Here is a 21,013-nt window from a genome sequence, read left to right as displayed (position 1 = left end):
AAAGCCCCATCGCGTGCTATAGCTGGCCCCAACAAATCGCCTCAAAAAACGGGACTTGCGATGTCAGACCCCCGCCAAACCACGGACGCCGAGACCAATCCGCTACTGAAGGCCTGGGTGACGCCGTTTGCGACCCCGCCCTTCAACGAGATCGTGCCGGAGCACTTCCTGCCGGCCTTCGAGCAGGCCTTCGCCGATCACTCCGCCGAGATCGCGGCCATCACCAATGATCCGGCTGCGCCCGACTTCGCCAACACCATCACGGCGCTGGAACGCTCCGGCAAGCTGCTCAGCAAGGTCGCCTCGGTCTTCTACGACCTGGTCTCGGCGCATTCCAACCCGGCCATCCTCGAGATCGACAAGGAGGTCTCCTTGCGGATGGCGCGGCACTGGAATCCGATCATGATGAACGCCGTGCTGTTTGGCCGCATCGCCCAGCTGCACGAGAACCGCGGCAGTCTCGGTCTGACACCGGAGCAGCTCCGCCTCTTGGAGCGCACCTATACCCGCTTCCACCGGTCCGGCGCCGGCCTGTCCGACGAGGCCAAGACGCGCATGGCCGAGATCAACGAGAAGCTGGCCCAGCTCGCGACCGGCTTCAGCCATCACCTGCTCGGCGACGAGCAGGACTGGTTCATGGAGTTAGGGGAGGCCGACCGCCAGGGCCTGCCCGAGAGCTTCATCGCCGGCGCCAAGGCGGCGGCGGAAGATCGCGGCATGGCAGGCAAGGCCATCGTCACGCTGTCGCGCTCCTCGGTCGAGACGTTCCTGAAGAGCTCAGGCCGGCGAGACCTGCGCGAGAAGGTCTACAAGGCCTTTATCGCGCGCGGCGACAACGGCAATTCCAACGACAACAACGCGACCATCGGCGAGATCCTGAAGCTGCGCGAGGAGACCGCCAGGCTCCTGGGCTATCCGACCTACGCCGCCTACCGGCTCGAGGATTCCATGGCCAAGACGCCCGACGCGGTGCGCGGCCTCCTGGAGCGGGTCTGGAAGCCGGCCCGCGCCCGGGCACTCGCCGACCGCGATGAGATGCAGGCGCTGATCACGGAGGAGGGCGGCAATTTCAAGCTCGCGCCCTGGGACTGGCGTTTCTATGCCGAGAAGCTCCGCCTCCAGCGCGCCAATTTCGACGACGCCGCGATCAAGCCCTATCTGACGCTCGACCACATGATCGCCGCAGCCTTCGACTGCGCCACGCGCCTGTTCGGCATCACCTTCGAGGAGCGCAAGGACGTCCCGGTCTGGCATCCCGACGTCCGGGTCTGGGAGGTCAAGGGCCCCGACGGCAAGCACAAGGCGCTGTTCTACGGCGACTACTTCGCCCGGCCGTCCAAGCGCTCCGGCGCCTGGATGACCTCGCTGCGCGACCAGCAGAAGCTCGACGGCGAGATCGCGCCGCTCGTCATCAATGTCTGCAATTTTGCCAAGGGCACAGGCGGCGAGCCCTCGCTGCTGTCGCCCGACGATGCCCGCACCCTGTTCCACGAGTTCGGCCACGGCCTGCACGGCATGCTCTCCAACGTGACCTATCCCTCGCTGTCGGGCACGTCGGTCTTCACCGACTTCGTCGAGCTGCCGTCGCAGCTCTATGAGCATTGGCAGGAGCGGCCCGAGGTGCTGCAGCAGTTCGCCCGGCACTACCAGACCGGCGAGCCGCTGCCGGACGATTTGCTCAAGCGCTTCCTCGCCGCGCGAAAATTCAACCAGGGCTTTGCCACGGTCGAATTCGTCTCCTCGGCGCTGGTCGATCTCGAGTTCCACTCCCAGCCCGCCGCCGCCGCGCAGGATGTCCGCGCCTTCGAGAAACGCGAGCTGGAGAAGATCGGCATGCCCGAGGAAATCTCGATGCGGCACCGGCCGACCCAGTTCGGCCACATCTTCACGGGCGACCACTATGCTGCCGGCTATTACAGCTACATGTGGTCAGAGGTCATGGACGCCGATGCCTTCGGGGCGTTCGAGGAAGCCGGCAACATCTTCGATCCCGCGGTGGCCAGGCGCCTCCACGACAACATCTATTCGAGCGGCGGGTCGGTCGATCCGGAAGCGGCCTATGAGGCGTTCCGCGGCCGCCCGCCTGAGCCCGACGCGCTGCTCCGCCGCCGCGGCCTGCTCGACGACAAGGCGGCTTGATCGACATGCGCGTGCTGCTGGGATGGCTGCTCGCCGCCGGCCTGCTGCTTGCATCGGGTCCGGCGAGCGCGCATCCGCACGTCTGGATCACCGCTTCAAGCGAGCTGCTCTACGCCGAGGACGGCAGCATCACCGGCGTGCGTCACGCCTGGACGTTTGACGACGCATTCTCGGCCAATGCTGTGCAGGGGCTTCAGGAGAAGTCCAAGGGCACCTATACCCGCGAGGAGCTGGCGCCGTTGGCGAAGACCCAAGTCGAATCACTGAAGCACAACGCCTACTTCACTTTCTTGAGTGTACGCGAGAGGCTTCCGTTTGCTGAGCCAGTCGATTACTTCTTCGATTACGAGGATGACCACCTCACTCTACATTTCACGCTACCGCTGCAAACGCCTGTGAAGGCGAAGACTGTTCGTCTGGCTATTTATGATCGTTCCTTTTTCATCGATTTTCGATTGGCAAAGGAGCATCCGCTTAAACTCGTTGGCGCGCCTGCTGGTTGTGAGATATGGCTCGGGCATTCATGGCAGGCGCGGTCCATCGGCAACGACCGGGACCGCGAGCTGGTCCAGGAAGCGAGCGAGGATACCTTCAGGGAGGGCGGTGCGAATGCCGCTGTCGGGCTGTTGTTCCTCGTCCCGATCTTGGTGGAGTGCCCATGATCCTGTCGGTTTGGACACCTCCGATGCGCCGACTGCTCGGATGGCTGCTCGCTGCCGGCCTGCTGCTTGCATCGGGTCCGGCGAGCGCGCATCCGCACGTCTGGATCACCGCTTCAAGCGAGCTGCTCTACGCCGAGGACGGCAGCATCACCGGCGTGCGTCACGCCTGGACGTTTGATGACATGTTCTCGGCCTATGCGGTGCAAGGGCTCGAGAGCAAGAAGAAGGGCGCCTATACGCGCGAGGAGCTCGGGCCGCTGGCGCAGACCAATGTCGAGTCGCTGAAGGAATACGCCTACTTCACCTTCGCCAAGGCCGACGGCAAGAAGGAGCGCTTTGGCGAGCCGGTCGACTATTATCTGGACTACAAGGACACTGTGCTGACCCTGCACTTCACGCTGCCGCTGAAGACGCCGCTCAAGCCCAAACAGCTCGTGCTGGAAGTGTTCGACCGCTCCTTCTTCATCGATTTCCAGATGGCCAAGGATAATCCCGTCAAGCTGGTCGGCGCGCCATCAGGCTGCCAGATGAAGCTCGATCGTCCGAGCGACGGCACCGCGACCGCGCAGAAGCTCAACGAGCAGACTTTCATGGACGGCCCGAATGCCAATTTCGGCATGATGTTCGCCAACAAGATCACGGTGGATTGTCCGTGAAGCCGAAACTTTCGTCCGTTGCGCGCGGGCTCATCGCTTGCGCCGCCGTTCTCCTCGCCGTCGGCGTGGCGGATGCCGCGCTTCACCATGTCCTGGCGCAAAATCCGTTCGGCGCGCCGAAGCAGTCGCCAGCGGCGCAGCCCGAGGCCAGTGGCCTGATCGGCTGGCTGCTGGCAAAACAGTCGGAATTCTATCGCCAGATGTCGTCGACCATCCGCGCTGCCAAATCCGACGGCTCGGCGCTGTGGACGCTGCTCTTCATCTCCTTTGCCTACGGCATCTTCCATGCTGCCGGCCCCGGCCACGGCAAGGCGGTGATCGCCTCCTATCTCGTCGCCAACCGCGAGACCGCGCGGCGCGGCATCGCGCTGTCGTTCGCCTCAGCGCTGATGCAGTCGCTGGTGGCGATCCTGATCGTCGGCATCTCGGCCTGGATCCTGAACGCCACTGCCAGGACCATGTGCAAGGCGGAAGGGGCGATCGAGATTGCAAGCTACGCCTTGATCGCGCTGTTCGGCCTGCGCCTGGTCTGGACCAAGGGCGGCACCTTCATCCGCGCGCTCCAGGTGACGCAGCCGGTGCCGGCCATGGCGGGCGTGCCGCATGACCATCATGATCACGGTCATCACCATCATGACCATGATCACCATCACCACGATCACGCACACGCCCCTCACCACCACGGGCACGACCACGTCCATGAAGAGCATTGCGGCCATTCCCATGGCCCGACCCCGAGCGAGCTCGCCGGTCCCGGCGGCTGGCGGCGCGGGTTCGCCGCGATCCTGACCGTCGGCATCCGCCCCTGCTCGGGCGCGATCCTGGTGCTGGTCTTCGCACTCGCCCAGGGTTTGTTCTGGGCCGGTATTGCCGCGACCTTCCTGATGGGGCTGGGCACCGCGATCACGGTCGCGGCCATCGCCGTGGTCGCCGTCTCGGCCAAGGACATCGCCGGCCGCCTCAGCGCGGGCCGCGACGGTGGAGGCGCGCTGTTCATGCGCGGCATCGAATTCGGCGCCGCGGCTCTGGTGCTACTGTTCGGGGCGGGGCTGCTGTTCGGCTACATCGCGGCCGAGCGGACGACGTGCTTTTGAGCCAAGCCGCGATCACTTAATCCCGTCACCCTGAGGTGGCCGCTTCTTCAGCGGCCCTCGAAGGGCGACGGCCCGGCTGCATCGGGGCCGTCCATCCTTCGAGGCTCACCCCGCGGTGCGTTGCACCGCGGGGCTCGTGCCTCCAGCGACAACGGCTTCGCCGTTGCGCGGGGATGACGGTTTAGGGGAGCCGTGCAACTCACCCCGGCAAAAACCGCTTCAACATCGGCATGAGGAAGATCGCCAGGTTGAGTGCAAAACCGACGCTCCAGAGGATGGAGCGGAGGGTCGGCCGGTTGCCGAGATAGGTCAGCACATAGGCGACCCGCACGATCAGGAACAGCACTGCGAGCTCGTCGATCAGGCGCTGCGGGGAGTCACGAAATTCTGCGAGCAGGACGGCGAAGGCGAAGAACGGGAAGGTCTCGATGCCGTTCTGGTGCGCGCCGAGCGCGCGCTGCGAGATGGCGTCTTGGTAAAAGGCCGGATCGCGCGGCCGGGAATTGTCGAAGCCGCGAAACCTGATCCATTTGATCGAGACGATCGTTAAGAGATAGAGCAGCAGCGCTCCGAGAACGCACCATTCCGCGAGCGTCATCTTCCCTCCCCCGCTTGTGGCGGACCCTAGCGAAACCGGGCTCATCTTGACAAGTTCGGAGCAACGCGCGACGCAACTGGACATGACGACCCTGGCCCCCCTCGTTTCAGCGAAGCCGACCGTTCAACCCAGCCAGCCCCGCGTCGGTGTGCTGCTGATAAATCTCGGCACGCCCGATACGGCCGACGCCGCCGGCGTGAGGGTGTATCTGAAGGAATTCCTGTCGGACGCCCGCGTCATCGAGGACCAGGGCCTGATCTGGAAAGCCGTGCTGAACGGCATCATCCTGCGCAGCCGCCCCCGCACCAAGGCGCTCGACTACCAGAAGATATGGAACGTCGAGAAGAACGAGTCGCCGCTGAAGACCATCACGCGGTCGCAAGCGGGCAAGCTCGCCGCCGCGCTGTCGGATCGCGCGCATGTCGTGGTGGATTGGGCGATGCGCTACGGCAATCCCTCGATCAAGGCGGGGATCGATGCGCTGATCGCAAAGGGATGTGAGCGCATTCTCGCCGTGCCGCTCTATCCGCAATATTCCGCTTCGACCTCGGCGACCGTCTGCGACGAAGTGTTCCGCGTGCTCGCCAGCCTGCGCAACCAGCCGACATTGCGGGTGACGCCGCCTTACTACGAGGACGAAGCCTATATCGAGGCGCTCGCCGTCTCGATCGAGACCCATCTGGCGAATTTGTCCTTCAGGCCCGAGCTGATCGTCGCGTCCTTTCACGGCATGCCGAAGGCCTATGTCGACAAGGGCGATCCCTATCAAAGGCAATGCATCGCGACGACGCAGGCGCTGCGTCGCCGGCTCGGTATGGATGAGACAAAACTGCTGCTGACCTTCCAGTCGCGCTTCGGCAATGACGAGTGGCTGCAGCCCTACACCGACAAGACGATGGAGCGGCTGGCGAAAGAAGGCGTGCGCCGTATCGCGGTGGTGACGCCGGGTTTCTCCGCCGACTGCCTGGAGACGCTGGAGGAGATCGCGCAGGAGAATGCCGAGATCTTCAGGCACAATGGCGGCGAGCAGTTTTCCGCGATCCCCTGCCTGAACGACAGCGATCCTGGAATGGACGTGATCCGAACGCTGGTGCTGCGCGAGCTGCAGGGCTGGATCTAACATGCCTGGCTCCAGGGAGCGTTTCATGAACCGCCGCGACTGTCTGGCGCTTCTGGGAACGATCGCGGCATGGCCGGCCTCCGCGCCGGCCCAGCAGCCGGCCGCGCAACGCCGGCTCGGGGTGCTCTCGGTCACATCAGCTGATGAGGTGATCGGTCAGGCCAACCTCGTCGAGGCGCTGGCCGCTCATGGCTGGAAGGGAGAGGACAATCTCAGGATCGACTGGCGCAGCAGCGCCGGCGATCGGACGCGTCTCGCGCAGCTTGCCGACGAGCTGATCGCGCTTAAGCCCGACATCCTGCTCGCGCTCGGCACGCCGTCGGTGGAGGAGCTGCGCCGGCGCACCACGACGATCCCGATCGTGTTTGCGGTGGTCACCGATCCGGTCAGCCAGGGCCTTGTCCAGAACCTCGCCCATCCCGGCGGCAACATCACCGGATTCACTGATTACGACGGTCCGCTCGCCGGCAAATGGCTGGAGATGCTGACGCAGGTCACGCCAAAGGTCTCCCGTGCCTTCGTCGTCTACAATCCTGCCACCGCGCCATTCGCGACGCTGATGCTGCATACGCTCGAGGAGGCCGCACCGACGCTGCATGTGACGATCGAGCCTGCGCCGGTGCATGATGTCGCTTCGATCGCCACGCTGGCCGCGCGCAAGGATGGCGGTTTCCTCGTCCTGCCTGACTTCTTCGCCATCGCGAACCGCGCGCCGCTGCTAGCGGCGATTGAGCAGGCGCATCTCCCGGCTGTGTTTTGCATCCGCGCCTTTGTCGATGAGGGCGGGCTGATGTCCTACAGCACGGACAGTGCCGAGCAGCTCCGACGCGCGGCGGGCTATATCGATCGCATTCTGAAGGGTGCCTTACCGGCCGACCTCCCGGTCCAGAATCCGACCAAGTTCGAGCTGGCGATCAATCTCAAAACGGCCAGGGCGATTGGCGTCACGCTTCCCCCCGGCCTGCTCGCAATCGCGAACGAGGTCATCGAGTAGCGTCGCTATTTGTTAATTTTTGCCGGTAGGTCTGCGCCGTGGCGCTTTCAAGAGCCCTTCGAAAATACATAATCGAGACCGTTCGTGCATCTGGCGTCTTGTGCGGAAAGGCACCGATGCCGACGTGAAAAGCGGCCGCTGAACCGGTAGGGTGCCGATCCCGACCAATGACAGCGCGGGAAGGGCCTGTTTCCCGGCTTCTTTCCCGCCTTGGAGGAGATATGAGCGGTTTCGATATTTTTGCGATTGTTCTGGTGTTGCTCGTCATCATCACGCTGATTGCCGGCGTGAAGACGGTGCCACAGGGCTATGACTGGACCATCGAGCGGTTCGGCAAATACACGCAGACGCTGAGCCCCGGGCTCAATCTGATCGTGCCCTATTTCGATCGTGTCGGGCGCAAGATCAACATGATGGAGCAGGTGATAGACATTCCCGAGCAGGAGGTCATCACCAAGGACAACGCCACCGTGACGGTGGACGGCGTCGCCTTCTATCAGGTGTTCGACGCGGCGAAGGCCAGCTACGAGGTCGCCAACCTCAACCAGGCCATCACGGTGCTCACCATGACCAACATCCGCTCGGTGATGGGCTCGATGGATCTCGACCAGGTGCTGTCGCATCGCGACGAGATCAACGAGCGCCTCTTGCGCGTCGTCGACGCCGCGGTCTCGCCCTGGGGCGTCAAGGTCAACCGCATCGAGATCAAGGACATCGTGCCGCCCGCCGACCTCGTCGAGGCCATGGGCCGGCAGATGAAGGCCGAGCGCGTCAAGCGCGCCGACATTCTCGCCGCCGAAGGCCAGCGCCAGTCCGAGATCCTGCGCGCCGAGGGCGCCAAGCAGGGCCAGATTCTCCAGGCCGAAGGCCGCAAGGAAGCGGCGTTTCGCGACGCCGAAGCGCGTGAGCGGTCCGCCGAGGCCGAGGCCAAGGCGACGCAAATGGTCAGTGAGGCCATCGCCAAGGGTGACGTCGCGGCGCTGAACTACTTTATCGCCGATAAATACATCAAGGCGTTCGGCCAGTTCGCGGAGGCGCCGAACCAGAAGATCATCATGCTGCCGATGGAGGCGACCAGCATGCTCGGCTCGCTCGCCGGCATCGGCGAGATCGCCAAGGCAACGTTCGGAGAAAGTGCTGCGTCGGCGGTCGCTGCGGCCCGTCGCGGCGGTTCGGTGCCGCCGTCAGGTCCGACGCCGCCGACTCCACCGGCGGTGCCGTGAAGGCAGCATTGAGAGAGGTTGTGTCATGACTGACATGTTCGTATCGCTCGGCACCTGGAACTGGCTGATCTTCGGCTTCATCCTGATGGCGTTGGAGGTGGTCGCGCCGGGCGTGTTCCTGTTCTGGCTCGGGCTTGCCGCGCTTTTGGTCGGCCTGATCTCGTTCGTTACAGTGATCTCCTGGCAGATCCAGCTGGTGATGTTCGCGGTGTTCGCAGCGGCCGCCGTGCCGGTCTGGCGCCGGCTCGCCCGGCCGAAGCCGGATGACAGTGCCAGTCCCTTCCTCAACAGGCGAACCGAGGCACTGCTCGGCCGTGAGTTCACGCTGGAGAAGCCGATCATCGACGGCAACGGCACCGTGCGCATCGGCGATACGGTGTGGCGCGTCGCAGGCCCGGATACGCCGGCAGGCACGCGGGTGAAGGTGGTGCAGGTGGATGGTGCCAACCTGACGGTGGCGGCGGCGTGAGCCGCCGTCATTGCGAGCGCAAGCGAAGCAATCCAGACTGTCTCCGCGGAAAGACTCTGGATTGCTTTGCTGCGGTCGCAATGACGAGCTTGCGGATGGAGCGCCAGACTCAGGCACCGCTCTTGCTTCGCCACCTCTCCGCAAACCGGTGCAGCGGCATGACCATCTCGCCCAGCTCGCGTCCGAGCGCCGTCAATCCATAACCGCCGCCGTCACCGAGCTCGACAAACCCCGCCTCGCGCAGTTCCGTCAGCCGCGCCTGCAGCACTGTCGGCGAAGCCTCGTCGCAGGCCGTGCGCAACGCACGCGAGGTGAGGGGTTTTTCGCGCAACTCCCACAGGATCCGCAAAGCCCAGCGCCGCCCCAGCAGATCGAGCAGCACCATGATCGGCCGCCCGGTGCGCGAGCCGCGCACGCGGCGGTCCCCCGAGCCCGTCTGTTTCGCCATCCTACCCTCTTGCGATTTGCTACAGATAATGTAGCGTCATGCTACATTATCTGTAGCAAATAGGACGTCCATGTCATCCCCGGCTCCGCGTATCGCCCCGCTCACGCCGCCTTATCCACCGGAGATCCAGGCGCAGTTCGATCGCATCATGCGCGGCGCGCCGCCGCTGATGTTGTTTCGGGTGATGGCGGGCCATGGTCGCGCCTGGGACAAGTTTCGCGCCGGCGGCCTGCTCGATCCCGGCCCGTTATCGTTGCGAGAGCGCGAGATCGTCATCGACCGCACCTGCGCGCTGAACAGATGCGAATATGAATGGGGCGTCCATGTCGCGGTCTTTGCCGCGCCGGCAAAACTCACCGAGGATGAGGTCCGTGCGACGGTCGAGGGCGATGCGAGCTCATCCTGCTGGTCACCTGCCGAGCGGGCCCTGATCGCCGCCGTGGATGCGCTGCACACAAGCGCGACGTTCACCGACGCCGAGTTCGCGGCACTGTCGGCGCATTACGACGAGGCGCAGATCCTGGAGATCATGTTGCTGTGCGGCTCTTATCGTACCGTCTCGTATCTGGCGAACGGGCTGCGATTGCCGCTGGAAGAGAAGGCGGCGCGGTTTCCGGGGTAGTTGTCATTCCGGGGCGCGCGAAGCGCGAGCCCGGAATCCATAGAGCGACAAACTCCGCGGCATGATGGATTCCGGGCTCGCGCCCAAGGGGGCGCGCCCCGGAATGACGAGTGGAGAGAGCGGAAGCCTTACGCCACGCCCGCCCGTAGCAGATCGTGCAGATGCACGATACCGACCACCTTGTCCGCCTCGGTCACCACAAGCGTCGTGATCTTGCGCGTGTTCAGCACCTCGATCATCTCCGTCGCCAGCATCGAGGGCGGCACGGTCTTGGGCTGCCTGGTCATGATCTCGTCGACCGACGCGGTCAAAAGGTCCGGCCGCATGTGGCGGCGCAGATCGCCGTCGGTGATGATGCCGATCGCCTCGTTGGCGTCATTGACGATGCAGACACAGCCCAAGCCCTTGGCCGACATCTCCATCACCGCGTCCGACATTTTGGTGCCGAGCGGCTTGACCGGGATTTCGGCGCCGGTGCGCATGTAGTCGCGGACGAATTTCAGCATGGCGCCGAGCTTGCCGCCGGGATGGAAATGCGCGAATTCCAGCGCAGTGAAGCCGCGGCCCTCGAGCAGCGCAATCGCGATGGCATCGCCGATCGCGACCTGCATCATGGTCGAGGTGGTCGGCGCCAGATTGTGCGGGCAGGCCTCGCGCGCCTTCGGCAGCTCGATGACGATGTCGGCGGCCTGGCCGAGCGAGGACGCTGCGTTCGACGTCACCGCGATCATCGGGATCGCAAAGCGCGCCGAGTAGTTCACCAGCGTCTTCATCTCCGGCTGCTCGCCGGACCAGGACAGCGCCATGATGACGTCGTCGGCGGTGATCATGCCGAGGTCGCCATGGGCGGCTTCCGCGGTGTGGACGAAGAAGGCCGGTGTGCCTGTCGAGGCCAGGGTCGCCGCGATCTTGCGGGCCATGTGGCCGGACTTGCCGAGACCGGTGACGATGACGCGGCCCTTGGCGTTGCGGATCAGGTCGACCGCTTTCGCGAACGGCTCGCCGAGCGGGCCGCGCAGCGCGGCCGCAAGCGCGTTGATGCCGCCGCTCTCGGTCTCCAGCGTGCGGAGCGCGGATTCAACGGATGTAGGGGTGGGGCCGGATGAGGAGGTCATCAGCGGTTTCGAACTCGGCATAGACAAGGTCCAGGGAGGAGGGGCGTCGGCCCAGTGGCCGCCTCCTTAGCACGCCCCGGCCGATCAGGCGACGCGGGCGCCAAAGCCCGCAACGGGTCATTAACCATAATTGTTTTAACTCCATTAACGATGGTTCCCCCGCACCGGCGGAAAGCCGTCGTTGAAGTATTTGATTTTGTTGGAGTTATTTTATCGTGGGGTCGCCTCCAGGCAGGGGCCGGAGCCGCAGCGCGTGCGCTTTCCGCGCTGCCTTGCCGTGCCTGCTGCTATCAGCGCTGGAAAGCTCACCAGTGGCGGCCCAGAGCCTCACGCCCGATCTTTTCAATCCCAGCCGCGGCGGCTTCGTGGCGCCTGACGCGCTGCCGATGCGCCGCACGGCGGGCGTCTTGCAGGCGCCGTCGGACGCGGTCCCGCAGCCGCCGGATCCCAACGGCGATCCGCGCAAGAAAAGCGATGCGCCGGCGACGTCGCGCGTCGGTCAGGTGCCCAGCTACGGGCTGCCCGCCGCGAACGGCGCGAGCAGCTCGGGCTACGACTCGCTCAATCGCAAGCGCCAGCAACCAAAACTCTATCCGGGCCAGCTGAAGCCGAAGAAGCCCGCCGGCCCCGGCTCGCCGGTGCCAGCTGCAACGCCGGCGGTCTCCACGCTGGGACCGCCGCGCATTGCGCCGCCGCCGTCGGAGACCGCGCACAAGACGCCGCTGCCGCCGGCGATGGCCGGTGTCGTGCCCGGCCAGCCGCTGCGCCGCCGCCTCAAGGTCGACGACGATGCGTTCGGCGCGGTCGGCGACTACGCCGGCAGTTTTCTGATCAAGGGCGGGCTCGAGCTCTCCACCGGCTATGACACCAATCCCGCGCGTCTCAGCAAGCCGGTCGGCTCGCCTGTCTACGTCGTCGCGCCGGATCTTCTTGTCATATCCGACTGGGAGCGCCACGCGCTGGTCGCCGATTTGCGCGGCTCGTTCTCCGGCTACACCAACAATATGCCGGCGACGATCGACGGGCTTCCCTCGCCCTCGCCGGTCGAGATCAACCGCCCCGATTTCATCGGCCATGTCGACGGCCGCTACGACGTCGACCGCGATCTCAAGCTGACCTCGCAGCTGCGGCTGCGGCTCGCCACCGACAATCCCGGCAGCCCGAACGTGCAGGCGGGCCTACAGAAATATCCTGTCTACGCCACCTATGGCGGCACCTTCGGCTTCGACCAGGCCTTCAATCGCTTCCAGGTCGCCGCCGGCGCCACGATCGATCGCACCGCCTACACCGATTCAAAGCTCACCGACGGCTCGACCTTCAGCAATGACGACCGCGACTTCAACCAGTATGGCGGCGTCGGCCGCTTCTCCTACGAGCTCAAGCCGGGCCTGAAACCCTTCGTCGAGATCGAGGGCGACAACCGCGTCCACGACCAGGCGGCCGACCGCAACGGTTACTTGCGCGATTCAAACGGCGGCTACGCCAAGATCGGCTCGTCCTTCGAGTTCTCGCGTATCCTCACCGGCGAAGTCTCGGTCGGCTATTCCGCGCGCAACTATGTCGACCCGCGCCTGAGCCAGCTCTCGGGCTTCCTCACCTCGGGCTCGCTGATCTGGAACGCCAGCGGGCTGACGACGGTGAAGTTCAACACCGACACGCAGATCGCGGAAACCACCATCCCCGGTTCCTCCGGCGTGCTGGTGCACACCTATGCCGCCGAAGTCGACCACGATTTCCGCCGCTGGCTCACCGCGATCGGCAAGTTCACCTACGGCACCTACGACTACCAGGGCCAGAATCGCAACGACAAGACCTACTCGCTCGAAGGCAATTTGATCTACAAGCTCAACCGCAACATCTGGATCAAGGGCACGCTGCGCCACGACATCCTGGATTCGAACCAGCCGGGGTCGAGCTCGCAGGGCACGGTGGCGATGCTGGGGGTGAAGCTGCAGAATTAGCTCCGCTCGTCATTCCGGGGCGCGCCACTTGGCGCGAACCCGGAATCCATCAGGCCTCAGTGTTCGCGGATAAATGGATTCCGGGCTCGCGCTTCGCGCGCCCCGGAATGACGAAACCTACCGCGGCAGATCCGTCTTCCCCATCAGGAACGTATCGATCGACCTGGCACAAAGTCGACCCTCACGGATCGCCCACACCACCAGCGATTGCCCACGCCTCATGTCGCCGGCGGAGAACACGTTCGGGCGCGAGGTCTGGTAGTCGAGCGTGTTGGCCTTGACGTTGCCGCGCGGGTCGAGATCGACTGCGAGCTGCTTCAAGAGGCCCTCGTGCACGGGATGGACGAAGCCCATCGCGAGCAGCACCAGCTCGGCGTCGAGTTCGAACTCGGTGCCTTCGATCGGCTTGAACTTGTCGTCGACGCGGACGCAGTGCAGCTTCTTGACCTTGCCGTTCTCGCCGGAAAACTTCTGCGTCAGCACGGCGTATTCGCGGATCGCGCCTTCGGCCTGGCTCGAGGACGTGCGCATCTTCAGCGGCCAGTTCGGCCAGGTCAGGGCCTTGTTCTCGCGCTCGGGCGGGGCGGGCATGATCTCGAGCTGGGTCACCGACAGCGCGCCCTGGCGCAGCGAGGTGCCGATGCAGTCGGATCCGGTGTCGCCGCCGCCGATGACGACGACATGCTTGCCGCCGGCCAAGATCTCCTTGACGCCGTTCAGCGGCTCCTCGGAGACGCGGCGGTTCTGCTGCGGCAGGAAGTCCATCGCGTAGTGGATGCCGTCGAGCTCGCGGTCGGGAATCGGCAGATCGCGCGGAGCTTCGGCACCGCCGGTCAGCGCCACCGCGTCATACTCGTTGAGCATCTCGCGCGGATCGACATTGCCGGCCGCGCCGACATGGCTGTTGTAGTGGAAGGTGACGCCTTCGGCTTCCATCTGCTTGACGCGACGGTCGATGATGCCCTTCTCCATCTTGAAGTCGGGGATGCCATAGCGCAGCAGCCCGCCGGCCTTGGCGTACTTCTCGTAGACATGCACGTCGTGGCCGGCGCGCGCGAGCTGCTGGGCGCAGGCCATGCCGGCCGGGCCGGAGCCGATCACCGCGACCTTCTTGCCGGTCTTGACCGCAGCGATCTCAGGCTTCAGCCAGCCATTGTCCCAGGCGCGGTCGACGATCGCGCATTCGATGGTCTTGATGGTGACAGGGTTGTCGTCGATGTTGAGCGTGCAGGACGCTTCGCACGGCGCAGGACAAATGCGGCCGGTGAACTCCGGAAAATTGTTGGTCGAGTGCAGGTTGCGCGAGGCTTCTTCCCAGTTGCCCTGATAGACGAGGTCGTTGAAGTCAGGGATCTGGTTGTTGACCGGACAGCCGGGCGTGCCCGGCGCGACCGAGCCGGTGCCGTGGCAATAGGGAATGCCGCAATTCATGCAGCGCGCGGCCTGGTCGCGCGTTTCCCTTTCGGTCAAGGGAACGACGAATTCTTTGTAATGCTTCACGCGCTCGACGACCGGGGTGTACTTGCGATCGTGCCGTTCGATTTCGAGAAAACCCGTGATCTTGCCCATTAAACCCGAAGTCCCTGCCGCTTAAATTCGTTCTGTTTCTTGCTCGTCGTCATTGCGAGGAGGTCGTGACAAAATTGCTAGGCAATTTTGCACTGTAGCGACGAAGCAATCCAGTCTGTTTCCGCGGAGAGTTTCTGGATTGCTTCGCTGCGCTCGCAATGATGGGGTGTGATGCCTTACGCCCCGATCGCGATTTTCGGCTCGGCGTCCGCGTTGGCCGCCATTTCGCGCAGCGCGCGCCGGTACTCGACCGGCATCACCTTGCGGAATTTCGGCAGCCATTCCTTCCAATTGGCAAGGATATCGGCCGCACGCTCGGAGCCGGTCGCCTTGGCATGGCGCGTGATCAGGACGTGCAGCCTCTCGACGTCGGAGGCGAGCAGGTTCTGGAACACGTCGACCCGGCCGTGTGCTTCGAGGTCCCCGGCATGGTGATAGGTGCCGGCGTTGATCAGCTCTTCGGACAACACCGGCTCGAGCTCGACCATGCTGAGATTGCACAGCTTGTCGAACTCGCCGGTCTCGTCGAGCACGTAGGCGATGCCGCCGGACATGCCCGCCGCAAAGTTGCGCCCGGTCTTGCCAAGCACGACCACGATGCCGCCGGTCATGTATTCGCAGCAATGATCGCCGGCGCCTTCGACCACGGCGACCGCGCCCGAGTTGCGCACGGCAAAGCGCTCGCCGGCGACGCCGCGGAAGTAGCACTCACCCTCGATCGCGCCGTACATCACGGTGTTGCCGACGATGATGCTCTCTTCCGGCACGATGGCGGAGTTCTTCGGCGGCTTGACGATGATCTTGCCGCCCGACAGGCCCTTGCCGACATAGTCGTTGGCTTCGCCTTCGAGCTCGAAGGTGACGCCATGAGCGAGCCACGCCCCGAACGCCTGGCCGGCGGTGCCCTTGAGGCTGACATGGATGGTGTCATGCGGCAGGCCGGCATGGCCGTAGATCTTGGCGACCGCGCCCGACAGCATCGCACCCGCGGAGCGGTTGGTGCTGTTGATCGCAGCCTCGATTCTGACCGGCGCGCCGCGGTCGAGCGAAGGCTGCGCCTGCGCGATCAGCGAGCGATCGAGCACCGCCTCCAGATGATGGTTCTGGCGCTCGGAGTGATAGATCTTCTGGCCCTTCTCTTCCTTCTGCTTGACGAACAGCTTGGAGAAGTCGAGGCCCTTGGCCTTCCAGTGCGCCACCAGCCTGGTCTGGTCGAGCAGCTGAACCTGGCCGACCATCTCGTTGAAGGTGCGGAAGCCGAGCGAGGCCATGATCTCGCGGACTTCCTCCGCGACGAAGAAGAAGTAGTTGATCACGTGCTCGGGCTGGCCGGTGAAGCGCTTGCGCAGGACGGGATCCTGCGTCGCGACGCCGACCGGGCAGGTGTTGAGATGGCACTTGCGCATCATGATGCAGCCGGCCGCGATCAAGGGTGCGGTGGCGAAGCCGAACTCGTCGGCGCCGAGCAGCGCGCCGATCACGACGTCACGCCCGGTGCGGAAGCCGCCGTCGACCTGGACCACGATACGGCTGCGCAGCTGCTCGCGCACCAGCGTCTGGTGGGTTTCGGCAAGGCCGATTTCCCAGGGGCTGCCGGCGTGCTTGATCGAGGTCAGCGGCGATGCGCCGGTGCCGCCCTCGAAGCCCGCGATGGTGACATGGTCGGCGCGCGCCTTGGCAACGCCTGCGGCCACCGTGCCGACGCCGATCTCGGAGACCAGCTTGACCGAAACGTCACCCGTCGGGTTGACGTTCTTGAGGTCATAGATCAGCTGCGCCAGATCCTCGATCGAGTAGATGTCGTGGTGCGGCGGCGGCGAGATCAGGCCGACGCCCGGGGTCGAGTGACGCACTTTGGCGATGGTCGCGTCGACCTTGTGGCCGGGCAGCTGGCCGCCTTCGCCGGGCTTGGCACCCTGCGCCATCTTGATCTGCATCATGTCGGAGTTGACGAGATACTCCGTGGTGACGCCGAAGCGGCCCGAGGCGACCTGCTTGATCGCCGAACGCATGGAATCGCCGTTCGGCATCGGCTTGAAACGGTCGGCTTCCTCGCCGCCTTCACCGGTGTTCGACTTGCCGCCGATCCGGTTCATGGCGATCGCGAGCGTCGTGTGCGCCTCGCGCGAGATCGAGCCGAAGCTCATCGCACCGGTGGCGAAGCGCCTGACGATGTCCTTGGCCGGCTCGACCTGCTCGATCGGGATCGGCTTGCGCTTCTCTTCCTCCGCGTTCTTGATCCGGAACAGGCCGCGCAGCGTCAGCAGGCGCTCGGACTGCTCGTTCAGGATCTTGGCGAAGGCACGATAGCGCTCCTGCGAATTGCCGCGCGCGGCGTGCTGGAGCAGCGAGACCGACTCGGCGGTCCAGGCATGGTCCTCGCCGCGGCTGCGGTAGGCGTATTCGCCGCCGACATCGAGCGCGTTCTTGTAGACCAGCGCCTCGCCGAAGGCGTCGGCATGACGGCGCACGGCTTCCTCGGCAATCTCGGCAAGGCCGACGCCTTCGACGCGGGTATGCGTGCCGGCGAAGAATTTTCCGACGAAATCGGCCTTGAGGCCGACCGCGTCAAAAATCTGCGCGCCGCAATAGGACTGGTAGGTCGAGATGCCCATCTTGGACATCACCTTCAGCAGGCCCTTGCCGATCGACTTGATGTAGCGCTTGACGATCTCGTAGTCGTCGAGCGAGCCGGGCAGGCGGTCCTTCATCGCGATGATGGTTTCGAACGCGAGGTAAGGATTGATCGCTTCGGCGCCGTAGCCGGCAAGGCACGCGAAGTGATGCACCTCGCGCGGCTCGCCGGATTCGACGACCAGACCGACCGAGGTGCGCAGGCCCGTGCGGATCAAATGATGATGCACGGAGGCGCAGGCCAGCAGCGACGGGATCGGAACCCGGTCCGTGCCGACCATGCGGTCGGACAGGATGATGATATTGACGCCCTCGCGCACGGCGGCCTCGGCGCGCGCGCAGAGCTCATCGAGCACCTGGTCCATCCCGGCCGCGCCGAGACCGGCATGGAAGGTGGTATCCAGCGTGCGCGACTTGAAGTGCGTGTCGGCCACGTCGGAGATCGAGCGGATCTTTTCGAGATCCGCGTCGGTCAGAATCGGCTGGCGCGCTTCCAGGCGCTTGGTGGTGGCAAGGCCCTGCAGATCGAACAGGTTCGGCCGCGGTCCGATGATGGAGACGAGGCTCATCACCAGCTCCTCGCGGATCGGGTCGATCGGCGGGTTGGTGACCTGCGCAAAATTCTGCTTGAAATAGGTGAATAGCGGCTTGGCCTTGTCCGACAGCGCCGAGATCGGCGTGTCGTTGCCCATCGAGCCCGCGGCTTCCTCGCCGGTGGCTGCCATCGGCGTCATCAGGATGGAAATGTCTTCCTGGCTGTAGCCGAACGCCTGCTGGCGATCGAGCAGCGACAGGTTCGAGCGCACGCCTGTGGTCGGCACCTTCGGCAGGTCTTCCAGCACGATCTGGGTCCGTTCCAGCCACTCCTTGTAGGGATGGCTCTTGGCGAGCTCGGCCTTGATCTCGTCGTCAGGAATGAGACGGCCCTGCTCGAGGTCGACCAGCAGCATCTTGCCGGGCTGCAGGCGCCACTTGGTGATGATCTGGTCCTCGGGGATCGTCAGCACGCCCATTTCGGACGCCATCACGATGCGGTCGTCCTTGGTGACGAGATAGCGCGCCGGCCGCAGGCCGTTGCGGTCGAGCGTGGCGCCGATCTGGCGGCCGTCGGTGAAGGCGATCGCGGCGGGGCCGTCCCACGGCTCCATCAGGGCAGCGTGATATTCGTAGAAGGCGCGGCGCTTCTCATCCATCAAGGGATTGCCGGCCCACGCCTCCGGGATCATCATCATGACGGCATGCGGCAGCGAGTAGCCGCCCTGCACCAGGAATTCGAGCGCGTTGTCGAAGCAGGCGGTGTCCGACTGGCCTTCGTAAGAGATCGGCCAGAGCCGGTTGATGTCCTTGCCGTAGAGCTCGGAGCTGACCGAGGCCTGGCGCGCCGCCATCCAGTTGGTGTTGCCGCGCAGCGTGTTGATCTCGCCGTTATGCGCGATCATGCGATAGGGATGCGCCAGCGACCACGCCGGGAAGGTGTTGGTCGAGAAGCGCTGGTGAACCAGCGCGAGCGCGCTCTCGAAATCCTTCTCGTGCAAATCGGGATAGTACTTGCCGAGCTGGTCGGCGAGGAACATGCCCTTGTAGATCACGGTGCGGCAGGACATGGAGCAGGGGTAATAGCCGGCGAGGCCGCGGTCGCGGCGCTGGTAGATCGCCTGCGAGATCGACTTGCGCAGGATGTAGAGCCGGCGCTCGAACTCGTCCTCGGTCTTGGCGACGCCGTTGCGGCCGATGAACACCTGCATGCAGGCGGGCTCGGTCGGCTTCACGGTGACGCCGAGCGAGGAATTGTCGGTCGGCACGTCGCGCCAGCCGAGCAGGGTCAGGCCTTCCGCCTTGATCTGGTCGGCGATGATGCTCTTGATGACGTTGCGCCAGGCGGTGTCGCGCGGCATGAACAGCGCACCGATGGCGTATTCACCGGGCGCCGGCAGCTCGAACTTGTTCTCCTTGGCCTTGCGGCTGAAGAAGGCATGCGGGATCTGCACCAGGATGCCGGCGCCGTCACCGGCGCGCGGGTCGGCGCCGACCGCGCCGCGGTGCTCGAGGTTGCAGAGGATGCTCAGCGCGTCCGAGACGATCTCGTGCGACTTCTTGCCCTTGATGTTGGCGATGAAGCCGACGCCGCAGGAGTCCTTCTCCAGGCTCGGATCGTACAGGCCTTCGGCTTTGGGCCGTGAATTGTGCTCCTGAATCGGATCGGTCGTTTTCGAGGCGACCGTCGCCGACAGCTCTTCTGCCACGATGTTTCCGCGCTCGAATTGCGACCCGTTCATTGTTCCAATCCTCTCCATGCGGCAAGCTGCCTCACCGCCATCTTCGGCGCACCTTCGGCGTTCCGCGGCACCCGCCTGGGTCACCGCTCGTCCGCTGCGAGCCGCATTTTCTTAAATTCAGGCCAAGGCGTTCTTCGTCCCCGAGAACGGCTTTTCCTGTTGCCTTATGGTGCTCGGAAGCACCGACTTTCGTTGCAATCCCTGTGCCGGGACCGCAAGCAAAATTGAGACAGTCTTCCTGTCCTAAACATCACCTTGCCAAATTTTTGTCTATCACACAAGCGCGCGGAAGTCCCGATTCCTCATAAGTCAATCGATCGCTTTCCAAAAGTTGCGCGGCCCCCGTTTTGAAGCAAACGCGCCCCGATCCGGCCCAAGCGGCGCCGAAATCCCCAATGAAGCTTCACCTCAGCCCTTCGAAAGGCGCACCACGCCGCAAGAAGCGAAAGAGCGCTGACCATTCAGGGGCCTGACAGGAGCGTGCCGACCATGAAGTTTTTCACAGGATGTGTGGCCGCCGCCGCGCTGGCGCTGGTGGCAAATGCCGCGGAGGCCCAGGTCTCGGCGAAGGGAGCCGCGGGCGGGGCCTATATCGCGGTCTCGGATTTCGACGGACCCTACGCCCCGCCGGTGGCCGCGCCGCCACCGCGTTACGGCTATGGCTATGGCTATGAGGAGCGCGGCGAGGGCCCGGCGCTGCTGCCGGCCACGGAGGTCTATGCCGTGCTGCGCGACAACGGCTTCTCGCCAACAGGCATCCCCCACCTGCGCGGCGCGGTCTACACCATCGCGGTGATCGACCGCCGCGGCGACGACGGCCGGCTCGTGATCGACGCCCGCGATGGCCGGATCATCCGCTTCATGCCGGCCGCTGACGCCTATGGCATGGCGCCGGCCTATGAGGAGCCGCAGGTGGCACCTTACCGGCCGCAAAGCGCACTGCCGCCGCCGACCATGGTCCGTGGCGGCCCGCCGCGCCCGCCTGCCTCGATCCCGCATGTCGCCAGCCGCGCCGTGCCGCTGCCGAAGGCGGCTCCGCAGCGTGCCGAGACGCCGGTTGCGGCAGCCAAGCCTGCAGAGCAGGCGACGCAGGTCCAACCCGCACAGCAGACCGCGACCGTGCAAGCAAAACCCGCGGAGGCGGCGCCGACCGTGGGCCAGGCCAAGCCGGCTCCGACGATCCTGCCGACTCAGGAGATGCCGGCGGTGCAAGGATTGGATTAGGCGAGGCTGCGCATCACACCATCGGTGTCGTCCCGGCCTAGTGCGCAATTGCGCACTAGGCCCGGGGCGACATCGTGGAGGGAGGTTGGCAAAACGAAAGGCGCCTGAGCACTCAGGCGCCTTTTGCATTGTGCGCCCAGCATGGGCGCATTCTTATGGGTGAAAGTCCCATCGTGAGCTGATCACGGCGAGCGAAGTGAAGCGCAACT

The 21,013-nt window shown here is 64.8% G+C and carries 16 protein-coding genes; 11 read left to right on the top strand and 5 right to left on the bottom strand.

Translation table 11 applies throughout. The features are described 5' to 3' along the window. Positions 1-60 precede the first annotated feature (60 nt). The 4 genes from XH80_RS13305 to XH80_RS13290 are packed head-to-tail and all read left to right on the top strand — an operon-like array spanning position 61 to position 4,551. Positions 61-2,139, top strand: a complete 2,079-nt coding sequence (locus XH80_RS13305) for a M3 family metallopeptidase (protein ID WP_271598959.1) — start codon at positions 61-63, stop codon at positions 2,137-2,139. Then, complete coding sequence (locus tag XH80_RS13300) at positions 2,139-2,801, top strand: DUF1007 family protein (protein ID WP_271599063.1); 663 nt, start codon at positions 2,139-2,141, stop codon at positions 2,799-2,801. The genes XH80_RS13305 and XH80_RS13300 overlap by 1 nt, the downstream gene beginning before the upstream one ends. A 23-nt stretch (positions 2,802-2,824) precedes the next feature. Next, entirely contained in the window at positions 2,825-3,457 is a 633-nt protein-coding gene (locus XH80_RS13295; RefSeq protein ID WP_271599062.1) for a DUF1007 family protein, read from the top strand. Further along, positions 3,454-4,551 (top strand): nickel/cobalt transporter, encoded by a 1,098-nt coding sequence (locus tag XH80_RS13290; RefSeq protein ID WP_271598958.1) that lies wholly within the window; start codon positions 3,454-3,456, stop codon positions 4,549-4,551. Before XH80_RS13295 ends, XH80_RS13290 begins: the two co-directional genes overlap by 4 nt. A 199-nt stretch (positions 4,552-4,750) precedes the next feature. Here the strand turns inward: XH80_RS13290 and XH80_RS13285 are convergent, their stop codons facing one another. After that, the gene (locus tag XH80_RS13285) at positions 4,751-5,149 is read right to left on the bottom strand and encodes an MAPEG family protein (RefSeq protein ID WP_271598957.1); all 399 of its coding nucleotides are present in this window, start codon (positions 5,147-5,149) and stop codon (positions 4,751-4,753) included. Between the two features lie 82 nt (positions 5,150-5,231). On the opposite strand from XH80_RS13285, the gene hemH reads away from it, so the two are divergent. From hemH to XH80_RS13265, 4 genes are all read left to right on the top strand, one after another. Then, positions 5,232-6,269: a ferrochelatase gene (gene hemH / locus XH80_RS13280; RefSeq protein ID WP_271598956.1), complete on the top strand. Its 1,038-nt coding sequence runs from the start codon at positions 5,232-5,234 to the stop codon at positions 6,267-6,269. Between the two features lie 25 nt (positions 6,270-6,294). Continuing rightward, positions 6,295-7,263, top strand: a complete 969-nt coding sequence (locus XH80_RS13275) for an ABC transporter substrate-binding protein (protein WP_271598955.1) — start codon at positions 6,295-6,297, stop codon at positions 7,261-7,263. A gap of 221 nt (positions 7,264-7,484) precedes the next feature. Beyond that, positions 7,485-8,486, top strand: a complete 1,002-nt coding sequence (locus tag XH80_RS13270) for an SPFH domain-containing protein (RefSeq protein WP_057752809.1) — start codon at positions 7,485-7,487, stop codon at positions 8,484-8,486. A 25-nt stretch (positions 8,487-8,511) separates the two neighbouring features. After that, positions 8,512-8,955 (top strand): NfeD family protein, encoded by a 444-nt coding sequence (locus XH80_RS13265; RefSeq protein WP_271598954.1) that lies wholly within the window; start codon positions 8,512-8,514, stop codon positions 8,953-8,955. 109 nt (positions 8,956-9,064) lie between these two features. On the opposite strand, the gene XH80_RS13260 is transcribed toward XH80_RS13265, so the two are convergent. Then, the gene (locus XH80_RS13260; protein WP_271598953.1) at positions 9,065-9,403 is read right to left on the bottom strand and encodes a winged helix-turn-helix transcriptional regulator; all 339 of its coding nucleotides are present in this window, start codon (positions 9,401-9,403) and stop codon (positions 9,065-9,067) included. Positions 9,404-9,473: 70 nt separating this feature from the next. Between XH80_RS13260 and XH80_RS13255 the strand changes: the two genes are divergently transcribed. Then, the gene (locus XH80_RS13255) at positions 9,474-10,025 is read left to right on the top strand and encodes a carboxymuconolactone decarboxylase family protein (protein ID WP_271598952.1); all 552 of its coding nucleotides are present in this window, start codon (positions 9,474-9,476) and stop codon (positions 10,023-10,025) included. A 128-nt stretch (positions 10,026-10,153) separates the two neighbouring features. On the opposite strand, the gene XH80_RS13250 is transcribed toward XH80_RS13255, so the two are convergent. Further along, entirely contained in the window at positions 10,154-11,161 is a 1,008-nt protein-coding gene (locus tag XH80_RS13250) for a KpsF/GutQ family sugar-phosphate isomerase (protein WP_271598951.1), read from the bottom strand. Positions 11,162-11,355: 194 nt separating this feature from the next. Here XH80_RS13250 and XH80_RS13245 point away from each other — a divergent pair, with 194 nt between their 5' ends. Next, positions 11,356-13,101, top strand: coding sequence for an outer membrane beta-barrel protein (locus tag XH80_RS13245; protein WP_271598950.1), 1,746 nt, complete (start codon positions 11,356-11,358; stop codon positions 13,099-13,101). 117 nt (positions 13,102-13,218) lie between these two features. Here the strand turns inward: XH80_RS13245 and XH80_RS13240 are convergent, their stop codons facing one another. Both XH80_RS13240 and gltB read right to left on the bottom strand, forming a co-directional pair. Beyond that, a complete protein-coding gene (locus XH80_RS13240; protein ID WP_271598949.1) occupies positions 13,219-14,670 on the bottom strand; it encodes a glutamate synthase subunit beta in 1,452 nt (483 codons plus the stop codon). 176 nt (positions 14,671-14,846) lie between these two features. After that, positions 14,847-19,580, bottom strand: coding sequence for a glutamate synthase large subunit (gltB, locus tag XH80_RS13235; RefSeq protein ID WP_271598948.1), 4,734 nt, complete (start codon positions 19,578-19,580; stop codon positions 14,847-14,849). A gap of 489 nt (positions 19,581-20,069) precedes the next feature. Here gltB and XH80_RS13230 point away from each other — a divergent pair, with 489 nt between their 5' ends. Further along, a complete protein-coding gene (locus XH80_RS13230; RefSeq protein ID WP_271598947.1) occupies positions 20,070-20,804 on the top strand; it encodes a hypothetical protein in 735 nt (244 codons plus the stop codon). Positions 20,805-21,013 lie beyond the last annotated feature (209 nt).

Source organism: Bradyrhizobium sp. CCBAU 45384 (genome assembly GCF_028128665.1).
Lineage (GTDB): Bacteria > Pseudomonadota > Alphaproteobacteria > Rhizobiales > Xanthobacteraceae > Bradyrhizobium > Bradyrhizobium manausense.
Note: the sequence above shows the minus strand (reverse complement) of the source record. Positions and strands in the feature narration are given on the sequence as shown.

Bases quoted from the DNA above. Each gene is read 5' to 3' on its own strand.
- XH80_RS13305 (WP_271598959.1), top strand. From the start codon at position 61: ATGTCAGACCCCCGCCAAACCACGGACGCCGAGACCAATCCGCTACTG.
- XH80_RS13295 (WP_271599062.1), top strand. From the start codon at position 2,825: ATGCGCCGACTGCTCGGATGGCTGCTCGCTGCCGGCCTGCTGCTTGCA.
- XH80_RS13285 (WP_271598957.1), bottom strand. From the start codon at position 5,149: ATGACGCTCGCGGAATGGTGCGTTCTCGGAGCGCTGCTGCTCTATCTC.
- hemH (WP_271598956.1), top strand. From the start codon at position 5,232: ATGACGACCCTGGCCCCCCTCGTTTCAGCGAAGCCGACCGTTCAACCC.
- XH80_RS13275 (WP_271598955.1), top strand. From the start codon at position 6,295: ATGAACCGCCGCGACTGTCTGGCGCTTCTGGGAACGATCGCGGCATGG.
- XH80_RS13270 (WP_057752809.1), top strand. From the start codon at position 7,485: ATGAGCGGTTTCGATATTTTTGCGATTGTTCTGGTGTTGCTCGTCATC.
- XH80_RS13265 (WP_271598954.1), top strand. From the start codon at position 8,512: ATGACTGACATGTTCGTATCGCTCGGCACCTGGAACTGGCTGATCTTC.
- XH80_RS13260 (WP_271598953.1), bottom strand. From the start codon at position 9,403: ATGGCGAAACAGACGGGCTCGGGGGACCGCCGCGTGCGCGGCTCGCGC.
- XH80_RS13255 (WP_271598952.1), top strand. From the start codon at position 9,474: ATGTCATCCCCGGCTCCGCGTATCGCCCCGCTCACGCCGCCTTATCCA.
- XH80_RS13250 (WP_271598951.1), bottom strand. From the start codon at position 11,161: ATGCCGAGTTCGAAACCGCTGATGACCTCCTCATCCGGCCCCACCCCT.
- XH80_RS13240 (WP_271598949.1), bottom strand. From the start codon at position 14,670: ATGGGCAAGATCACGGGTTTTCTCGAAATCGAACGGCACGATCGCAAG.
- gltB (WP_271598948.1), bottom strand. From the start codon at position 19,580: ATGAACGGGTCGCAATTCGAGCGCGGAAACATCGTGGCAGAAGAGCTG.
- XH80_RS13230 (WP_271598947.1), top strand. From the start codon at position 20,070: ATGAAGTTTTTCACAGGATGTGTGGCCGCCGCCGCGCTGGCGCTGGTG.